Origin of the sequence: Saccharibacillus sp. WB 17, assembly GCF_008634075.2 — a bacterium.
GTDB classification, from domain to species: Bacteria; Bacillota; Bacilli; order Paenibacillales; family Paenibacillaceae; genus Saccharibacillus; species Saccharibacillus brassicae.
In genome coordinates, this window is sequence record NZ_VPFK02000014.1 from 245441 (window position 1) to 263316 (window position 17876).

The 17876-nt window shown below is 61.2% G+C and carries 17 protein-coding genes and 1 riboswitch; of the genes, 6 read left to right on the top strand and 11 right to left on the bottom strand.

Going from position 1 to position 17876, the window contains the following annotated elements; genetic code table 11:
• Positions 1-66: 66 nt before the first annotated feature.
• Positions 67-213, top strand: a complete 147-nt coding sequence (locus tag FTE24_RS07025; protein ID WP_160441687.1) for a hypothetical protein — start codon at positions 67-69, stop codon at positions 211-213.
• Positions 214-1048: 835 nt separating this feature from the next.
• Here FTE24_RS07025 and thiD read toward each other — a convergent pair.
• The 4 genes from thiD to FTE24_RS07045 all read right to left on the bottom strand — a co-directional run bounded on the left by thiD (position 1049) and on the right by FTE24_RS07045 (position 4071).
• Entirely contained in the window at positions 1049-1912 is an 864-nt protein-coding gene (thiD, locus tag FTE24_RS07030) for a bifunctional hydroxymethylpyrimidine kinase/phosphomethylpyrimidine kinase (protein WP_150231877.1), read from the bottom strand.
• The gene (gene thiM / locus FTE24_RS07035) at positions 1909-2754 is read right to left on the bottom strand and encodes a hydroxyethylthiazole kinase (RefSeq protein WP_150231879.1); all 846 of its coding nucleotides are present in this window, start codon (positions 2752-2754) and stop codon (positions 1909-1911) included. The genes thiD and thiM overlap by 4 nt, the downstream gene beginning before the upstream one ends.
• Before the next feature lie 61 nt (positions 2755-2815).
• Positions 2816-3481, bottom strand: coding sequence for a thiaminase II (gene tenA / locus FTE24_RS07040; RefSeq protein ID WP_150231881.1), 666 nt, complete (start codon positions 3479-3481; stop codon positions 2816-2818).
• A gap of 148 nt (positions 3482-3629) precedes the next feature.
• A riboswitch (TPP riboswitch) is annotated at positions 3630-3734 on the bottom strand.
• A gap of 70 nt (positions 3735-3804) precedes the next feature.
• Positions 3805-4071, bottom strand: coding sequence for a YesK family protein (locus tag FTE24_RS07045; protein WP_150231883.1), 267 nt, complete (start codon positions 4069-4071; stop codon positions 3805-3807).
• Positions 4072-4405: 334 nt separating this feature from the next.
• Here FTE24_RS07045 and FTE24_RS07050 point away from each other — a divergent pair, with 334 nt between their 5' ends.
• Positions 4406-4711, top strand: coding sequence for a hypothetical protein (locus FTE24_RS07050; protein WP_141448761.1), 306 nt, complete (start codon positions 4406-4408; stop codon positions 4709-4711).
• A 360-nt stretch (positions 4712-5071) separates the two neighbouring features.
• Positions 5072-7483: a family 43 glycosylhydrolase gene (locus FTE24_RS07055; RefSeq protein WP_150231885.1), complete on the top strand. Its 2412-nt coding sequence runs from the start codon at positions 5072-5074 to the stop codon at positions 7481-7483.
• 119 nt (positions 7484-7602) lie between these two features.
• Here the strand turns inward: FTE24_RS07055 and FTE24_RS07060 are convergent, their stop codons facing one another.
• The 4 genes from FTE24_RS07060 to FTE24_RS07075 all read right to left on the bottom strand — a co-directional run bounded on the left by FTE24_RS07060 (position 7603) and on the right by FTE24_RS07075 (position 12464).
• Positions 7603-9477, bottom strand: a complete 1875-nt coding sequence (locus FTE24_RS07060) for a DUF2357 domain-containing protein (RefSeq protein WP_150231887.1) — start codon at positions 9475-9477, stop codon at positions 7603-7605.
• A gap of 6 nt (positions 9478-9483) precedes the next feature.
• Positions 9484-10482, bottom strand: coding sequence for a dipeptidase (locus FTE24_RS07065; RefSeq protein ID WP_150231889.1), 999 nt, complete (start codon positions 10480-10482; stop codon positions 9484-9486).
• Between the two features lie 5 nt (positions 10483-10487).
• Entirely contained in the window at positions 10488-11831 is a 1344-nt protein-coding gene (locus tag FTE24_RS07070) for a cryptochrome/photolyase family protein (protein WP_150231890.1), read from the bottom strand.
• A gap of 108 nt (positions 11832-11939) precedes the next feature.
• A complete protein-coding gene (locus FTE24_RS07075; protein ID WP_237401674.1) occupies positions 11940-12464 on the bottom strand; it encodes a GNAT family N-acetyltransferase in 525 nt (174 codons plus the stop codon).
• 128 nt (positions 12465-12592) lie between these two features.
• Between FTE24_RS07075 and FTE24_RS07080 the strand changes: the two genes are divergently transcribed.
• On the top strand, positions 12593-12997 hold the full coding sequence (locus FTE24_RS07080; protein ID WP_141448756.1) for a cupin domain-containing protein: 405 nt from the start codon (positions 12593-12595) through the stop codon (positions 12995-12997).
• A 443-nt stretch (positions 12998-13440) separates the two neighbouring features.
• A complete protein-coding gene (locus FTE24_RS07085; protein ID WP_150231894.1) occupies positions 13441-13953 on the top strand; it encodes a hypothetical protein in 513 nt (170 codons plus the stop codon).
• 102 nt (positions 13954-14055) lie between these two features.
• Here FTE24_RS07085 and FTE24_RS07090 read toward each other — a convergent pair whose 3' ends face one another.
• The 3 genes from FTE24_RS07090 to FTE24_RS07100 all read right to left on the bottom strand — a co-directional run bounded on the left by FTE24_RS07090 (position 14056) and on the right by FTE24_RS07100 (position 16433).
• Positions 14056-15078: an NADH:flavin oxidoreductase/NADH oxidase gene (locus tag FTE24_RS07090; RefSeq protein WP_141448754.1), complete on the bottom strand. Its 1023-nt coding sequence runs from the start codon at positions 15076-15078 to the stop codon at positions 14056-14058.
• A 226-nt stretch (positions 15079-15304) separates the two neighbouring features.
• A complete protein-coding gene (locus tag FTE24_RS07095; protein ID WP_337190028.1) occupies positions 15305-15772 on the bottom strand; it encodes a MarR family winged helix-turn-helix transcriptional regulator in 468 nt (155 codons plus the stop codon).
• A gap of 52 nt (positions 15773-15824) precedes the next feature.
• Positions 15825-16433 (bottom strand): TetR/AcrR family transcriptional regulator, encoded by a 609-nt coding sequence (locus FTE24_RS07100; RefSeq protein WP_150231896.1) that lies wholly within the window; start codon positions 16431-16433, stop codon positions 15825-15827.
• 291 nt (positions 16434-16724) lie between these two features.
• On the opposite strand from FTE24_RS07100, the gene FTE24_RS07105 reads away from it, so the two are divergent.
• Positions 16725-17870, top strand: a complete 1146-nt coding sequence (locus tag FTE24_RS07105) for an NADH:flavin oxidoreductase (RefSeq protein ID WP_150231898.1) — start codon at positions 16725-16727, stop codon at positions 17868-17870.
• Positions 17871-17876 lie beyond the last annotated feature (6 nt).

Sequence of the window (17876 nt, forward strand, 5' to 3'; positions counted from 1 at the left end):
TGCAGCTCATAAACCCGAAAGCCGATTCAAGCTAGTTGTGCGTCATTCCATCACAAGGAGGATCTTATGCCAAACCGCAACAAAAACAAGTGGATGGTCGTGCTCGCCGCCGGCCTGCTGCTGCTCAGCGCCTGGAGCTGGAGCCAGGAAGCCGCTTCGCTCGCCGTCAACAGTCCCCCGTCGCATTCGTCCTTGCCGACGCTTCTCGATTGAGCGACCGCATGCGCTGGATCGATTGTATGGAAAGGATCGACTGCATCGAAAGGATCGACCGTTCAGATCGGCCTTTTTTGCCGTATCCGGCGCGAGCCTAAATGCCGCTTATTTCTATCTATCGCCTACATAGGGCGTCACCGGCTTCGGCTCGGCGGCGCCGATCCAATCGAACGGCTCGCTCCGCATGCGGGGCGCATGCGTTTACTTACGCGCAGACAGGACGCTTGCTCATATGCTTGCCTTCGTTATCCCGGCGCCGACCGCTTATGCGGCTGGCAGCCGGGATTTCGTTTTGCCCGTCTTTTTGTCCGTCCGTATGCGTTGTCGGTACAGCAAAAAGAACGGACAAGCCGCTCATCCGCTCACTTTGTCGAAAAACCTGACTGTCGCGAGCGCCTAACGAATCCTGATCACGCTATTTGCCTATTCACGCGCTTTTAGCCAAACTAACGAATCGTCATCACGCTATTGCCTCCAAATCGGCCCAAAACGGCGTTTTCACGCCTAATAAGGATACAATGATTCGTTAGTTTAAGAAAAACGCGAAAAATCGGCAAATAGCGCTGCTAGGATTCGTTACGTGTTCAAAAAGGCGCGCAGGTCCGCAAAAAGAGATTCGGCAGGACGCAAAACGCGCGAAGGCGAGGACGGAGTGCGGAATGCCGGAAGGCGGAATACCGGAGGGCGGAATGTCGGAAGGTGGAATACCGCATACCCCCTTTTCTTCACATTGGAAAAGAACCCGAGCATGCCAAAAGAAACCCGATTCTCCGACACGGAGAACCGGGTTTCTGTGTGCGATGGGCGGCCGGACGCAAGGCTCCGCATCACGCTACCGGGTCGATCCCGCCCGCAGCCGGGCGTAAGCCCAATGGTCCGTCGGGCCGTTTCCGCCGCCCAGATTGAGGGCCGGCGCGCCTTCGATCGCCGCCTGGATAAAATCGCGGGCGGTTCGTACCGCGTCGCGAACGTCTTCGCCTAAGGCGAGCTGCGCCGTGATCGCGGCGGAGAACGTGCAGCCCGTACCGTGCGTGTGCCGCGTCGCGATCCGCGGGCCGCTCAGCTCTTCGAAGTCGCGCCCGTCGTAGAGCAGATCGACGACGCGCGAATCGCGCCCGGCGCCCGCTTTCTCCTCCGGCTCCTCCCCCGAAGCCTCCCCGGCATGGCCGCCTTTGATTACGACGATCTTCGCGCCGTAAGCGGCGATGCGCCGCGCGGCTTCGCGCCGATCCGCTATCGAGGCGATTGTCATGCCCGACAGCGCCTCCGCTTCGGGGATGTTCGGCGTGACGACGTACGCCAGCGGCAGCAGATGCCGCTTCATGGCTTCGACCGCGTCGGCGCGCAGCAGTTCTTCGCCGCCTTTGGCGATCATAACCGGGTCGACGACGACCCGGCTCCAGCCGAACGCCGCGATTCGCTCCGCCGTCTCGCGGATAATCGCCGCGTCGAACAGCATGCCCGTCTTCAGCGCGTCGACGCCGAGATCTTCGCCGACGGCGTCGATCTGCTCGCCTACCGCGCTTGGCGTCATCGGATAGACGCCGCGCACGCCCCGCGTGTTCTGCACGGTGACGGCGGTAATCGCCGACATGCCGAAGACGCCCAGTTCCTGGAACGTCTTCAGGTCGGCCTGAATACCGGCCCCGCCCCCGCTGTCCGAGCCGGCGATCGTCAGCGCCCTGAATACCGTCATCTCGCACCTCCGCCGCTTGCGGGCGCAATCGCTATCCGCCGCACCGCGTTCGCAGCCGCTGCCGCGGAAGCCTCGTCCAGAGCGGCCAGCGCATCGAGGAACGCGATCTGGAAGCTGCCCGGGCCGCGCCCATTCGCGGCTGCGGCGGCCGCTTCGGCGGCGACGCCGTACAGCGACAGCGCCGCCGCGCCTGCCTGCAGCCGGTCGCGTTCGACGGCGCGGAACGCACCCATGACCGAAGTGAGCAGGCAGCCCGCTCCCGTGACCCGTTCGAGCAGCGCGTCGCCTCCGGTCACGACGTAACCGGTCTTCCCGTCCGTGATGACGTCTTCGCGGCCGGTAACGGCCACGACCGTACCGAGCTTCGCGGCAGCCCGCATCGCCAGGTCCACCGCCGCGCCGCCGGCTTGCCCGCTGCCGGCGTCGACGCCTTTGATCTCGCGGACTTCGCCGACGAGATGCGCGATCTCCGCCGCGTTGCCGCGCACGAGGTCGATCTGCACTTCGCGCAGCAGCCGAAGCGCGGACTCCGTGCGGTACGGCGTCGCGCCCGCCCCGACCGGGTCGAGCAGCACCGGCACGCCGGCTTCGTTGGCGGCCTGCCCCGCGATCGCGCACGCTTCGACCAGTTCGGCCGTCAGCGTGCCGAGATTGAGCACCAGCGCGCCCGAGACGCGCGCCATGTCCGCGACTTCCTCGCGCGCATAAGCCATGACCGGCGACGCGCCGAGCGCCAGCAGGCCGTTGGCCGTAAAGTTCGTGACCACCGTATTCGTGATGTTATGTACGAGCGGCCGTTCGCTGCGCAGCCGCCGCAGCAGCCGTCCCATTTCCTGTTCCATCCTCTTCAGCCTCCCGATTTCGTGATGACATCCGCTTCGCGTGTGCGCCCGAAAGCCAGACCTAGACCGGCCATTCTTCCAGGCGATACGCCATGTCCCAGAACATGTACTCCAGCCGGCAGCTCGCGTCGAACTGCTCTTTGAGTTTGCGTTTGCGCGCTTCGCTCAGCGGCTCCGCCCATTGATCGAGCAGCTCCCGCATCTTGTCCGTCACGCCCGCTTCGCGGCTGCCGTAGAAATGCATCCAGTCGTAGAACGGATGCTCCGGTCCCGGATTCACTTCGTCCAGCAGGCGCTGCCCGATCTCCGCGTACGTCCACGGACACGGCAGCAGCGCCGCCAGAATGTCTTCAAGCGTACCTTCATGGGCCGCGTTCAGCATGTGGCGGGTATAATGATGCGCCGACGGGGCAAGCGGATAACCCTGCATCTCTTCGTACGTCACGCCGGCGCGCTCGCAGAAGTTTTGGTGCGGATGAATCTCGCTGTTGAGGATAAAAGCGATCTGTTCGTTGAACATCTCAATATGCTCGCGCTGTTCGCAGCGGGAGATCGCGATGCCGTAGATGCGCATGTACGCGTTCAGATATTCAAAATCCTGCTTGACGTAATGAATCAACTGTTCGCTTTGGAGCGTACCTTCCGCGATGCCGCGGACGAACGGATGCTTGAAAATCGCTTCATAGATCGGGTCCGCCCCGCGGCGAAGCTGTTCGGTAAAAGACATGAATCATCGACCTCCAATAAGGGGATTCCCGCACGAAAAGCAAGGTCCACCGCGGATTTCCCCCGAATGAAAGCGCAAAAAAAGCCGCTCCGAAATGGAGCGGCTCCCGTTTATGCATCAAAAGTACAAACTTGTCGTTGTCCGAAACAGGGGTCCGGCTCCACTTCCCTACGCCGGTACGAGCCGGATCAGGTTCAAAGGGTCCAAGAGCTGTTCTTGTCTCAGCCGCGCAGCGGCTCCCCCAGTGGATCATGCTATTCGATTGACGCCCGAAGGCGGCGGGTCAGGTTACGTGTCTACTCTATCTCCGCCGCGCCTTCTTGTCAATGCTGCCGGTAGCGCAAATAATGATCGATCAACGGCGAGCACATAAAAGCCGCCAGACTCGCCGTTCCGAGCGCGATACCCAGGGCGCTTGCGGTCAACCCGTCGAGCCGGTTCAAGTCAAAACTCGTAAAAATCATCATGAAGCTCGCCAGCAGAGACGCTCCCGAAGGAATATACGCCAGCTGCTGCTGATAAGGAAACTTTTTGTAGATCAAGTATGAAGCGCTCATCAGGATGATAAACGTCGATGCTGCTACAAACACGATGCCGCTCAGCTCGAACACCTCCTTGCACACGAGGATAGCACAAGTGCCTTTTGAAGAAGTGAAAATATTGTTAATGTTGCGATATCGACCCGCTCCTCGGTCCGCGGCACGCAGCCCGGACACAACGAATTCCAGCTTAAACAAAAAAGGACGCAGCGTCAACCAAGCGGGCGACGAACGGCGGTATTCCGTGCTTTTTGACTGGTGGTTTATTAAACTTCTTTACGAAACAATCTTTTTTGTGCAAAATAGAGTCTAAGCAAAACCATTCACTCATTAAAGCGAGACAGCGAAAAAGCGAACACGCACAAAAGCAAAAGGAGGCTTACGGATGATCAAATCTGGTGGAGTGGACTCGGAAGTGATTGCGGCACATTTGAAGGAGGCGCTGGAGCAAAATCGGCTGCTGCTGACCGAACGTGCGGAACGGGACATGGAACGCGCCCATTTCGACGACGAGATGCTGAGTGAGTTCCTCCGCACGCCGCGGCGCATCGACAAATACGAAGGACGGCGCGACAACGGCTGCTCCTATATTTTATACGGCGTTCGTACGACGCGGGCTGTCGTGTCCGTGCATGACGGGTACGTGACGCTCGTCTGCCTGAAGCATAATCCGTTTCCCGCCGTCGGCTGACGCCGTGGACTAAGCACGGACCGCATTTACCGCTTTGCTACCGCTGCATGAAGCTTCGAACCCCGGGCACCCGGGATTCGGGGCTTTTTGGCATGTGTGGTTATAGACATAAGATCCAAAACCTTCAGGCTTTCTTTGCCAAACAAAAAACGGTTCACCCTTCTTACAGATTAACCATAATGTTTATTTTATAATCAACAACTTTTAGCAGACCGTAAATTAAGGCTTGAAAAGAGAGTCGTTTTCGGTTTATTATTCGGTGTAAGCGGTATCAAAGTTATTTTTCCCATAAACCATGTCCTTCATTGTTCTATCTTGATTAACAAATTAATTTACTAAATGTTCTGAAGGAGACTATGTATGAACCGAAAAATTTGGGTAAAAACCGGCGTCACCGCCCTGACCGCCGCTCTGCTGCTTCCCCTGTCCGCCGATGTCCTGTCGCCGCCCGCCGCGGCTGCCGCTTCTCCCGCCGCAGCGCTGAGCCAAGCGGTACAGTTTCCGACGTTCAACGCCAAAGCCCCGACTTTCCGCGAAGCGTCCGTGCATGATCCGTCCGTCATCAAAGTCGGCGACACCTTCTATGTATTCGGCTCGCATCTCGCGGCCGCCAAGTCGAAAGACTTGATGAACTGGGACCTGATCGCATCCGGCGTGACGAATACCAACCCGATCATTCCCAACGTCAAGACGGAGCTCAAGGAAGCGTTGGATTGGGCGCAGACCGATACGCTGTGGGCGGCCGACGTTATCCAGCTTGCGGACGGCAAGTTCTACATGTATTACAATGCGTGCAAAGGCGACTCACCGCGTTCCGCGCTCGGAATCGCCGTCTCGGACAAAGTCGAAGGTCCGTACAAGGATACGGGCATCATTTTGAAATCGGGCATGTGGGACCAGAAAAGCGAAGACGGCACGATCTACGATGCGACCAAACATCCGAACGCGGTCGACCCGGACGTCTTTTTCGATAAAAACGGCAAACTGTGGATGGTCTACGGTTCGTATTCCGGCGGCATCTTCATTCTCGAAATGGACCCGAAGACCGGCAAGCAGCTGCCCGGCCAAGGCTACGGCAAGAAGCTGATCGGAGGCAATCACAGCCGGATCGAAGGTCCGTACATGCTGTATAACCCGAAGACCGATTACTACTACATGTACCTGTCGTTCGGCGGACTGGACGCGGTTGGCGGCTACAACGTGCGCGTCATGCGCTCGAAGACGCCGGACGGCCCGTTCCTCGACGCGCAGGGCAACGATATGACCAACGTCAAGTCCGACCCGTCGAAGCCGCTGTTCGACGACGATTCGATCGAACCGTACGGCGTGAAGCTGATCGGCAACTACCTGTTCGAACGCAAGCTCGGCGATCCGGGTACCGGCGTCGGCTTCGGCGCCGTCTCTCCGGGGCACAACTCCGCCTATTACGACGCGAAGACGGGCAAGCAGTTCCTCATTTTCCACTCCCGCTTCCCGGGACGCGGCGAGCAGCACGAGATCCGGGTGCACGAAATGTTCATGAACGCGGATGGTTGGCCGGTTGTCGCGCCGTACCGCTATGCGGGCGAGACCGACGCGTCGGCCAAAGTGCAGGCCGCGGAGATTCCGGGCGACTACCGCTGGATCGCGCAGGGCAAAGCCATCAGCGCCGACATCGTCTCCGACGTGTCCGTGACGCTCAAAGCCGACGGCACGCTTGCCGGGGCGGCCTCCGGCACGTGGAAGCTCGAAGGCGACAACCGGGTCACGATCACGACGAACGGGGTCGTGTACAAGGGACTGTTTCTCCGCGGGACCCATCCGGTATCGGGCGAGCGCACGTTGACGCTGAGCGCCCTGTCCGCGGCGGGCACAAGCGTATGGGGCACCAAGACCGGCAAAGCCTCGGCCAAAGTCGCCGTATCCGCCGTCGACAAAGCGCTTGAGTTGAACGCTGCCGGCGATACGTATTACGATCTGACGCTGCCGGCTGCCGGCACCGCAGGCACGCAGATCGCGTGGACGTCGTCGGACCCGTCCGTCATTTCGAACGCCGGCGTCGTTACCCGTCCGGCCGCCGGAAAACAGGACGCCAAAGTCACGCTGACGGCGGCGATCACGAACGGCGAGGCGCGGAAAAACAAGTCTTTTAAATTGACCGTACCGGCCCGGGCGCAGAGCCCGCTGATCGCCGCGTACGGCTTCGAAGACGCTTCGAAAAACCGGCTCAAAGACGGTTCCCCGAACGGCTATAACGGCACGCTCGAGAACGGCGCCTCGTACGTCAAAGGCGGCAAAAGCGGCAAAGCCGCCGTACTGAACGGCAAAGACGGCTACGTGAACCTGCCGGGCGCCGTCGCCGACGCGCAGGACTTCACGTTCGCCGGCTGGGTCAAATGGAACGGCGGCGCGGACTGGCAGCGCGTGCTCGATTTCGGCAGCGGCCTGGACCGCCATATGTTCCTGACCCCTTCGCAGGGCAAAGGCGCCCAGTTCACGATCCACCGCGACGGCAAAGACCAAAGTATCGTGAGCGCGGCTCCGCTGCCGACCGGCAAATGGGTGCATGTCGCCGTCACGATTGCCGGCAGCACCGGCACGCTCTACGTGGACGGCCAAGCCGCCGGCACCAATGCGAAGATGACCTACGACCCGCGCGACGTGCGCGCAAGCGAAGCCTGGCTCGGCAAAAGCCGCTTCGCTTCGGACGCCTTTTTCGGCGGCACTCTGGACGAAGTGAAGCTGTACGACCGGGCGCTGAGCGCCGCGGAGATCGCGGCGCTGGCGAAGTAAGGCGGCCGAACGCCGGCAGCCCCACCGATCTCATCCTCCGGTCCTCGCCTGTTCCATTTATCGACTCTGCCAAAAAAGCCCACGATTTTCGCGCTTGCCGCGAAAGCCGTGGGCTTTTGTCAGTTCATGTCCAGCAGTTCGTCCAGCCACCGCTCCGCAAGCCGCGTCGAGCCGGGCAGGAACGGCAGGGCGCCGACACCTACTTTGTCCAGGCTGCGGTAAAAGTGATGGCCGGCGAACTCCGTTTCGTCCGCGTACGGGAACAGCACGCAGGCGGACGCCACGCTGCGTTCGTACTGCCCGCTCTCCCCGCTGCGCCGCACGATGGCGTCGCGGTAGCGGTGCATGACGTTGATGTCTTCTTCCAACGGACCCGGCGTATGATACAGCGAAGCGTAGGAACTGCCGGGCACGGCCGGGTCGATGCGGTATTTGGCATCGAGCACGAAGGTTGTCTCTTCCGCCCTGTCCGGGTGGCCCAGCGTCAGCAGCAGGTCCGGCTTCTGCTCCGTCGTCGGGCGGCTGCGGCCCAGCATCGACGGATTGTACAGCAGCGAGAGCCGCGCGCCGCTTGCGCGATGTTCGTATTCGATCCGCGAGCGGCCGCCGCGGATCAGCGACGGGAACAGGCCGCTTCGGTCGATTTCCGGGCTCTGGCGGCGCACGACCCTGCAGCGGCTCGCCAGCAGCCGGTGCAGCTTCAGGAAGCACCAGTATTCGTAGAGCTGTGCGGTGTCTTTGACGGACAGCCGCGTCAGTCCTTCCCGCATGGACAGTCCTTTGAGCAGCAGCAGATGCAGCTTGTACATCTCGCGGTAGCCCGGTGCCATTTGCAGCACGAGGCTGACGTTCACGCGCCGCAGCGGAGCGGCGCCGCGCAGAAAATCGGCGTCCAGCATGACGCCGATCCGGCGCTTGATCCGCGCAAGCTCGCGGTCCAGCAGCGGATCGCGGCCGGCCCGGCTGCGCTTGAGTTCGCGGCGCAACGCCTCGACCCGGCGTTCCGTCCGCTCCAGCATCCAGCGCAGGAACCGGTTCTCGTCCGTATCGGCCGAGAGGATGCGCCGGGTCTCGCGCAGATGGGTCGGCGCGTAGCGGACCGGCTGCGCTTCTTCGCCGGGCGGACCGACGCCGCGCCCTGCCTGCGGCTGCCGCACATCAAGCGTGAGCCAGCCGCGCTCGTCGGGGCGCAGCCGGTGCGGATGGCGCCGCAGGTCTTCCAGCCCCGAGCGATCCGCCCGGCGCACCCGCCCGCTCTCGACCAGCCGGTGCTCGCGCTCCAGCCGGTGATGCGGATGGCTGGCGATCCGCGCCATGGCACTCTCGATCCGCTCGAAGATGCGGCGCAAAATCGCGTGGAATTCCGCCAGGCTCTGCCGCGGCGTCTCCCGCTCCTGCGCCGGGCGATACGTCCGGCGCAGGAAATCGAACGCCAGGTCATAGGCTTCTTCGCCGACTTCTTCGACCAGACGCGCATAATCGCGCCGGTAATCGAGCTTGGCCGGGAAGACTTCGATCGTGACGACCAGCAGCGGCCTGCCGTTCAACCGGATCTCCAGCCGGCTCTCGCCGATCTCGCTGCCGAAATCGAGCGCCCCGGACAGCACGCTGCGTCCTCTCGGCTTGATCCGCCGCCGCAGATTGGCATTTTCATGATGAAAAGTCAGCTCAAGCGACGGATCGGCTTTGACCAGCGTCAGTTCGTACGATTTGGTCTCGTAGAAGCACGGATAAGCCGGCCTGTCGGCTTCCCATCGCTCAAGCTTGCCGCTCTCCGGCGAGAACAGCGCCACCGTGCAGCCCGTCAGGCGCGGCGAGCTCGCGGCGACGTCGAACGTCGCGGTCAGCCGCTCTCCTTCGTCGTCCCGATGCAGCGCCAGCCGTTCGACCGTCTCGTGCAGCGGCTCCCCGGCGATATACAGTTCGAACAGGTCGCTCTCGATCCGCAGCAGCTCGGTGCCCGAATCGGGAGCAGCCGACCGATAAGAAGTCATGATATTTCAGTCCTTTCCGATCTTCGACACATAACGCGCAAAATTGCCGTAGGCAAAGCCCCGCACCTGCTCCTCGCCGTAATGCTTCAGCAGTTCGTTAATGAGATTCTGCGTCTGTCCCGCATGCTCCAGCCGTTCGGGCGTCGCGTCGATGCCGTCGAAGTCCGAACCGAAGCCGATATGCCGTTCGCCGCCGAGCGCGCACAGATGGTCGATATGCCGGATTACGTCCGCGATCGTGACCGGTCCCGGCGCCGCGAGGACGGAAGCGCCTGGTCCGGCCGATATTTTTTCCGCAGCCGAACGCTCTTGCAGCCGCACGAATTCCGGATAATACACGACATGCACCGGTGCGCCGCGCTCGAACATTGCCCGCGCCTGTTCGTCGGTCAGATTCCTCGGATGGTCGCACAGCGCGCGGGCGTTGGAATGGCTCGCAACCGGATAGTCGGCCAGCTCCAGCACTTCCCAGAATCCCTGTTCGTTCAGATGGCTGACGTCGGTCAGCATGCGGTAGCGGTTGTTCAGCGCCACGATGTCCCGGCCGAGCGTCGTCAGCCCGCCGCCCCGCGGCTCCAGCACCCCGTCGGCCGCCTGATTGGCGTAATTCCACGTCAGCCCGACCGAACGCACGCCCAGCCGATACAGCAGATGCAGCCGTTTGAGATCGTTTTCGATCGGGTCCACGCCTTCGAGCGTCAGCAGCGCCCCGGTCTGTCCATCCGCAAGCTGCGCAATCTGCGACCAGTCCGTGATCAGCGTCATATCGTCGTGCTTGTCCAGAATCTCGGTGTAAAAATAATGGATCTGGTCCAGACACGACTGGAACCGCATCGAACCCGGCAGCGCCGGATCGACGAATACGGCGAAGCCCTGAACGGCGATCTCGCCTTCCTTCAATCGCTGCCGGTTCGTCGCAAGCTCGGGCGCGTCCGCAAACGACAAACCGCCGCGCGACGCTTCGATTTTGGCCAATGCGTCGCCGTGCAGATCGATGATCCGCATCTCGTTCAGCCTCCGTTCACGATCGCTTTGTAGGTCTCGATCGCCTCCGCGCGGGAAGTTTTGAGATCGACGATCGCGTCTTTTCTCGGCTTGTGCACCGTCTTGACGTCTTCGTCCGCAAGCTCCGGCAGCCATTCGCGAATCTGCTCGCCGTTCGGATCGTATTTCTCGGACTGGGTCACCGGGTTCACGACGCGGAAATACGGAGCCGAATTGGCGCCCAGCGACGCGCACCACAGCCAGTTGCCGCGGTTCTGCACGTTGTCGTAATCGAGCAGCTTGCGGCGGAAATAATTTTCCCCGAGCGTAAACGGACACTGGAGGTTTTTGGTGAGGAACATCGCGCACAGAATACGCAGCCGGTTCGGCATAAGCCCCGTTTCGTTCAGCCCCCGCATGGCCGCGTCGATGACCGGAATGCCCGTGTCGCCTTTGGCCCAGCGCTCGAAATGTTCGTCGGTCAGAGCAGACAGATCGTATTTTTTCTCGTAGGAAAAATAGTCTTTGTCGTAGATCGCCAAATAATAGTAGAAATCGCGGAACGCGAGCTGGCGCACCCATTCGTCATTGCCTTGGCGGCGGATCGCCCGGGCGTACAGCTCGCGCAGCGAGACGGCGCCGGCGTTCACGTGCGGATTGACGCCGCTTGCCGGCAGTTCCGGGTAATAGTCGCGCTTGTCGCCGTACTCCGCTATATCGTTTTCCAGAAAAGGAGTCAGCTTCTCTTCCCATTCGTCCGCCGGCTCGTGTTCGGACAGGCTCTGCGGCACATCGAACTTTTTCGGCCAGTCCGGCTTCGCTTTCCCTTCTTCCAGATCGTCAAGCTTGACCGAAGACGGTTCATTCGGCGCGTGGGACAGATACTCCAGCCACTTTTTGTGGAACGCGGCGAAGATTTTGTAATGGCCGTCTTTGCCGGTGAACTCGGCGAACCGCTCCGTGTCGATCATCAGCGAGTCGACGAGCAGCGTGAACGGAATATCATGCTTGTCTGCCGCCTGCTTCATTTTGCGGTCGCGCTCGCGCGCGTAAGGCGTGAAGTCGCGGTGCGCCACCACTTCGTCGATCTCGCTTTCGCTGCCCTGCTGCTGCTTCAGCAGCCAGTCCAGCACTTCCGCCGGATCGCCGTGGACGACGTGCAGCGTGCGATCCGCTTCGTCGTACAGCTTGCGCAGACGCGCGACGTGACGCAGGAAATTGACGCCGCTGTGCTCCTTGTCCCGGTCTTTTTGCAGCAGAAAAGGATCGAGAATCAGCAGATGCATCACCGGAACCCCGGCCTCCCGCAAATAGTCGAAAGCTGCCAGATCTTCGGTGCGCAGGTCTTTGCGGTGAATGAACAGTTTCAATCGGGCGTGCCCCTTTCCGGCGTTGGGTAAATACGTAGTCCTCCTATATTACCCGAGCGCGGCCCCAAACGGAACTCGCACATCGATCGGGGCGGCGGGANNNNGGTTTTATAATGGAGACGGATCGGGTTCTGTCGAATCCGCAGATGCCTTAGGGTCCGCGGGAACCGCGGGGTCCGGCAGCTCTTTGACCATCAGCAGATGCGGGATGCCGTCTTCCATGAATTCGTCCGACGCGGCCAGGTAGCCGAGCTTCTCGTAGAAGCCTCTCGCCTGCGTCTGGCCGTGCAGCTTGACCCGGCGCAGGCCCTGCTCGGCGGCAAGCCGCTCCAATCCGTTCAGGATTATGCGGCCGATGCCATGCTTGCGGTACGGCGCCGAGATGCAGATCCGTTCCAGCTTGCCCGCGCCGTCGACGGCCCGAATCCGGCCTGTGCCGACCGCCGTTTCTCCGCTCAGGATCAAAAGATGGCGGCAGCGGCCGTCGAGCGTATCGTATTCGTCGAATTCGTCTTCCAGCGGAACGCCCTGTTCCGCGACGAATACGTCTCTGCGAATCGCAAAAGCCTGCTCCAAACCTTCGTGCGTCGTGACGGTTACCGTGTTCGTGTCCAATGTGTTAAATGTGTTCAATGTCATTCATCCTCTCGGGCAGCGCGCGATTCGCGGCGGATTCCAAACTTTTTTCCAGTATAGCCAAACTGATCGAGGAAGTCTATTTACGTGCAAATACAACATTTCTGAAAAAGGAGCGATACACTATGGCTTACGAAGAACTGAACGGCGGCGGGTTATTCCCGCTCGGCAGCCAAATCGACAACGATTATTTTACCGGCGAGACCTATCTCAATCTGGTGTTCACCGACAGCTCCCCGCTTAATGCTGCGATCGGCAGCGTCACGTTCGCGCCCGGTTCCCGCAACAACTGGCATACCCACCAAGTCGGCCAGGTACTGATCGTGACCGGCGGCGAAGGCTGGTACCAGGCAGAGAACCAACCGGCGCAGCCTCTCAAAGCCGGCGATATCGTCAATATCCCGCCGCATGTCAAACATTGGCATGGAGCAAACAAAGACAGCTGGTTCGTCCATCTGGCGCTGACGCCCGGCGAGACGCAGTGGCTGGAGCCGGTAGACGACGAAGCTTACGGCAGGTTGGGCGAGTAGAGCGGGGACGGCCGGATCGGTGAGCGGATCGGTAAGCGGATCGACCCGTCGGCGGTGCACCGAACTACCAAATAACCAAATAACGGCCTCACGACAGTTATTCGGTGCGCTATGTCATGCGAGAAAAAAATAAGTGCGCAGCGACGCTTATTTTGCCCGTTCTCAGCCGGTTTTCCTCCCTGCGCGACAAATAACGGTTCTCTCGCAGCTATTTGAGCGAAAACGGCCGATTTGCGGAAAATAAGTGTTTTCTCGCATCTATTTTGCCCGATCCGATCGATTGGCGACTGTCCACTGCTCTCTCGCACTCGGACAGCGGATGATTCAGTTGGCTCCGTTTCGTCCAAAAGCATAGGGTACAGCCAATCTGACAAACCTGCTTATTTTTCGACAGATTTCCGATTGCGAAAAAAAGCAGCAGTCTGACAACGGAGGTAGAACCCATGAAGAACAGATGGAGAAAAACAACCGCCCTGGCGACAACGACCCTGCTGGCCGCAGCGATTGCCGTGCCGGTCTCGGCCGCTCCGGCTGCCGGACCCGTAACGTCGGTGTCGGCGTCCACCTCGACCGCAGCGGCGGGCGTGGAGAACAAGCTGGTGGACGTTGCCGGATTCAAAAGCGCGTCCAACTTCAAGGCTTTCTATGCCAACCTGAAACGTGCCGTCGCCAAAGGCGACAAAGCCGGCGTAGCCGCGCGCGTGCATTACCCGCTGACCGTCTACAACCACGACGACGATGCGTCCAACAAGAAAATGGTTATCAAAAATAAAGCCCAATTCCTGAACAACTACAACCGGATCTTTACGGATGACGTGCGCGAGAACCTCGCCGACACTTCGTTTGCCGAATTGTTCGTGAACTGGAAAGGCGCTTCGATCGACGACGGCGACCTCTGGTTCACCCCGTCCAAGTCCGGCATGCCGGGCCTTTCGACGGTCAACCTGGACGATTAAGCCCGAACCCGGCGCGGCAAAAAGAACGACTCCAGCACAGAAAAAGGAGGTCCCTTCGGGGACCTCCTTTTTGCCGGTTATCGGTTGCGTGACGCAGCTGCGTCAGAACCCGCCGCCGTACTGCTTCGGCGCGGTGGACGGCAGCTTCAGCGTCGCTTCCGCTTCCAGCGCCCAATACGGATTGCGCAGCATGCCGCGGCCGACCGCGACCAGGTCCGCGTCTTCGTTGCCGATGACGGCGTTCGCCAGAATCGCGTCGTCCAGACGGCCTACGGCCGCGACCGGAACGTTCAGATGTTCGCGGATCGCCCGAGCGAGCGGCACCTGGTAACCGGCATGCGTGCCGGGTCTGCCGCCGGCGCCGATCGGGCCTTCCCCGCCGGAAGAAATGTCAAACAGATCGACGCCCGCTTCCAGATACGCTGCGGCAAACACCCGGCTCTCTTCGATCCCGTAGCCGCCGTCCACGTATTCTTTGGCGGAGATGCGCATGATCAGCGGCATGTCCGCCGGCATGACTTCGCGCGCGGCGCGAATGATCTCGCAGCCGAAGCGCGTCCGGTCCTGGCCGTATTCGTCGTCGCGCCGATTCGTCAGCGGCGAATGGAACTGATGGATCAGGTAGCCGTGCGCGCCGTGCAGTTCGATCGTATCGAAGCCGGCGCGAACCGCGCGCTCTACCGCGTCGCGGAACTTGCCGACCATGCCGCGGACTTCGTCCGTCGTCAGGGCGCGCGGCGTCTTCCAGCCTTCGTCGAACGCGATCGCGGACGGCGCGACCGGCACGGCAGCGTCTTCCGCTTTGCGTCCGGCGTGCGCGATCTGGATGCCGATCTTCGATCCGTGGGCGTGCGCGGCATCGACGATGCGCCGAAGAGCAGGAATCTGCTCGTCCGACCACAGGCCGAGATCGTGGTCGGTAATCCGGCCGTCCGGTTCCACGTCGGTCATCTCGACGATGATCAGGCCCGTTCCTCCCACCGCGCGGCTGACGTAATGCACATAATGCCAATCGGTCGCAACGCCGTCTTTTTGCTCCACCGAATATTGGCACATCGGCGGCATGACGACGCGGTTTTTCAATTCCAGGTTTTTTAACGTAAACGGACTGAACAAGTTTTTCATGAAGAATCGCCTCGATTTCTTTGTAGATATTCTTGAATGATTTTATATATACATGCGCATACATCTACTTTAGCGCATTCTTTTTCTGCTGTCAATTTTCCGCTGTCAATTTTCGCTCAACCTCTACTCCATCCTAACGCTGCCGTTTCCGCCGCCAAAAAGGCCGAAGCTTCGGCTCCGGCCTTTTCCTGAATCCGCTTATCCACAGCTGCCTCTCCGACACCGCTTATTCGGCATTCCCTTCGCTTCCGGCATTCCCTACAGCGCCCCGGCTCATGAAGCTTTGCAGCTCCGCCGGCAGTTCGCCCGACCGGACCGACGCCTCCAGCACCTGCTCGGCGATCCGGCGGCCCCGTTCAAGCTTGTCCGCGCCGAGTTCCGTCATTTCCGTATATACGCCCCGCCGGTCGTCTTCGCAGACGTTGCGGCGCAGCGCGCCGCATCTCGGCGCTTCCATCCGCACGACCAAGCGCGACAGGGCGCTCTGGCTCAAGCCGACGCGCTCCTGAAGCTGCTGCAGGCGAAGCTTTTTCTTGTCGTTCAACGACAGAAAATGCAGCACGTAAAATTCGTTCAGCGACAGCCCCGGTTCTTCCTTGAGCGCTTCTTCCAGCCGATGGTTGATCGCGGCGCCGATATTCGCAAGTTCCAGCCAATTATTCAAAATTCCGTTCGATATATTCGATTGCATCATTTCACCTGTTTCGTCTGCTTGGAATGGAAAAGATGTTTTTGTATTATACCGCCTAATCCGCGGACGCGCCAGCGCGGGGCGCCCGGCTCGGGACGAACCCCGACGCGCGGGCGGCGAGTTCTTCCGGACGTTCGCGCTGGCCTTCGCGGTGCCAGCGATACGTCAGGCCGTAGATCGACCAGCCGATCATCGTCGCTTCCGTGCGGAGCGATTCGTCGGCCGCGTCAAGCGCGGACGGTTCTCCTTCGCCCGGCAGCAGCATGCGCAGGACGAACTTTTCCAGTTGGGCGCGAATGTCTTCTTCCATCAGCAGCGCGATCGAGTCGTATCGCTTGACGCATCGGGCGCAGTCCCGGTGATAGTCGCACAGCGACACGATCATCCGGCGCACCGCGTCTTCGGTCAATCCGCCTCGCGGATCGATCCGCTCGGGCACATAGGCGTCGAACGCGAATTGGAGATAGCTTTGCAGCAGCGCGTATTTATCCTGAAAATGCGCGTAAAAAGTCGCCCGGTTAACGGTCGCTTCCCGCGCCACGTCGAGCACGGTGATCTGATTGAAATCTTTATGGTGCAGCAGCTTGCCGAACGCGTCGATCAACAATCGGCGCGTTCGGATCACCCGCGGATCGTTCGGATTCGGCATGAATACGCCGGACATGAGGCCACTCTCCTTCCCGGTACTCCAAATTATAGGCAAATGCGGCCCGACTCACAAGACGCGGCGCATCCGCCGACAGCCAGACTTCCGGCAAACTCTCCAGATCGCTCCCGCATTTTCCACGTATCTCCCCGACAATCCCTCTCAAACAGCGTTTAAGCGACAGATCGCTTCTTTTGTCGGTTGAGCGGAAGACTTGACGGCCGGTAAGCTTGGGGGCATAGGCGCTCCGCGTTCGCAGTCGATCGTGAACAGCGGCGGCAGCCTCAACTTTTCGGAGGTGTTTGTTCCATGACCCATACCCATCATCCAGCCCACCCTACGCCCGATTCCGGCGGCTCCGCGGAGCCGCTGTTCCAGTCTTACGCTTTGACCGACCGCCTTCGCCTGCAATCCCGCCTCGTTATGCCGGCCATGTCGCGCGGCTTCTCGCCCGGCGGCGTGCCGGGTCCCGATGTCGCCGCCTATTACCGCCGCCGCGCCGAGAACGGCGTCGGCCTGATCATTACGGAAGGCTCCGTCATCGACCATCCGGCGGCCGTCAGCGAGACGGTCGTGCCGGCGCTGCACGGCGCAGAAGCGCTGCACGGCTGGGCCGAAGTGACGCGGCAGGTGCACGAAGCCGGCGGAGTCATCTTCCCGCAGCTGTGGCATATGGGCATGGCGCGCCCTGCCGGCTCCGGCCCCAATCCGGACGCGCCGTCCCTCGGTCCGTCCGGGCTCGACCTCGCCGGCAGCCCCGCCGGCGAACCGATGACGCAGACGCAGATCGACGACGTCGTGCGATCTTTCGCCCGGGCCGCCGCGGACGCCCGGCGCGCCGGCTTCGACGGCGTGGAAGTGCAGGCCGCGCACGGCTATCTGATCGACCAGTTCCTCTGGGAGCGGACGAACCGGCGCGAAGACCGCTACGGCGGCAGCGTCGCGCGCAGAGCCGCGTTCGCGGTCGAGATCATCGCCGCGATCCGCGCCGAGACGGGACCGGACTTCCCGATCGCCGTTCGCCTGTCCCAATGGAAGCAGGGCGATTACGCGGCCCGGCCGTGGCAGACGCCGGAAGAGTTCGGCGAGACGCTGCGCCTGCTGGCGGACGCCGGCGCCGACCTGTTCCACTGCTCGACCCGCCGCTTCCATGAACCGGAATTCGAAGGCTCCCCGTTGAACCTGGCCGGCTGGGCGAAACGGCTCGGCGGCAAGCCGGTCATCACGGTCGGCTCCGTCGGCCTGAGCAACGAGTTCCTGAACGCGTATCAGGGACAAGGCGCCGACAGCGTCGGTCTCGACGAGCTGCTGCGGCGCCTGGGCGAAGACGAATTCGACCTCGTCGCCGTCGGCCGCGCGCTGCTCGCCGATCCGCTGTGGCCGCGCAAAATCCGCGAAGGCCGCGCAGCCGAATTGGCCGCGTTCGATCCGGCGTCGCTCGGCACGCTGCACTGATCTTTC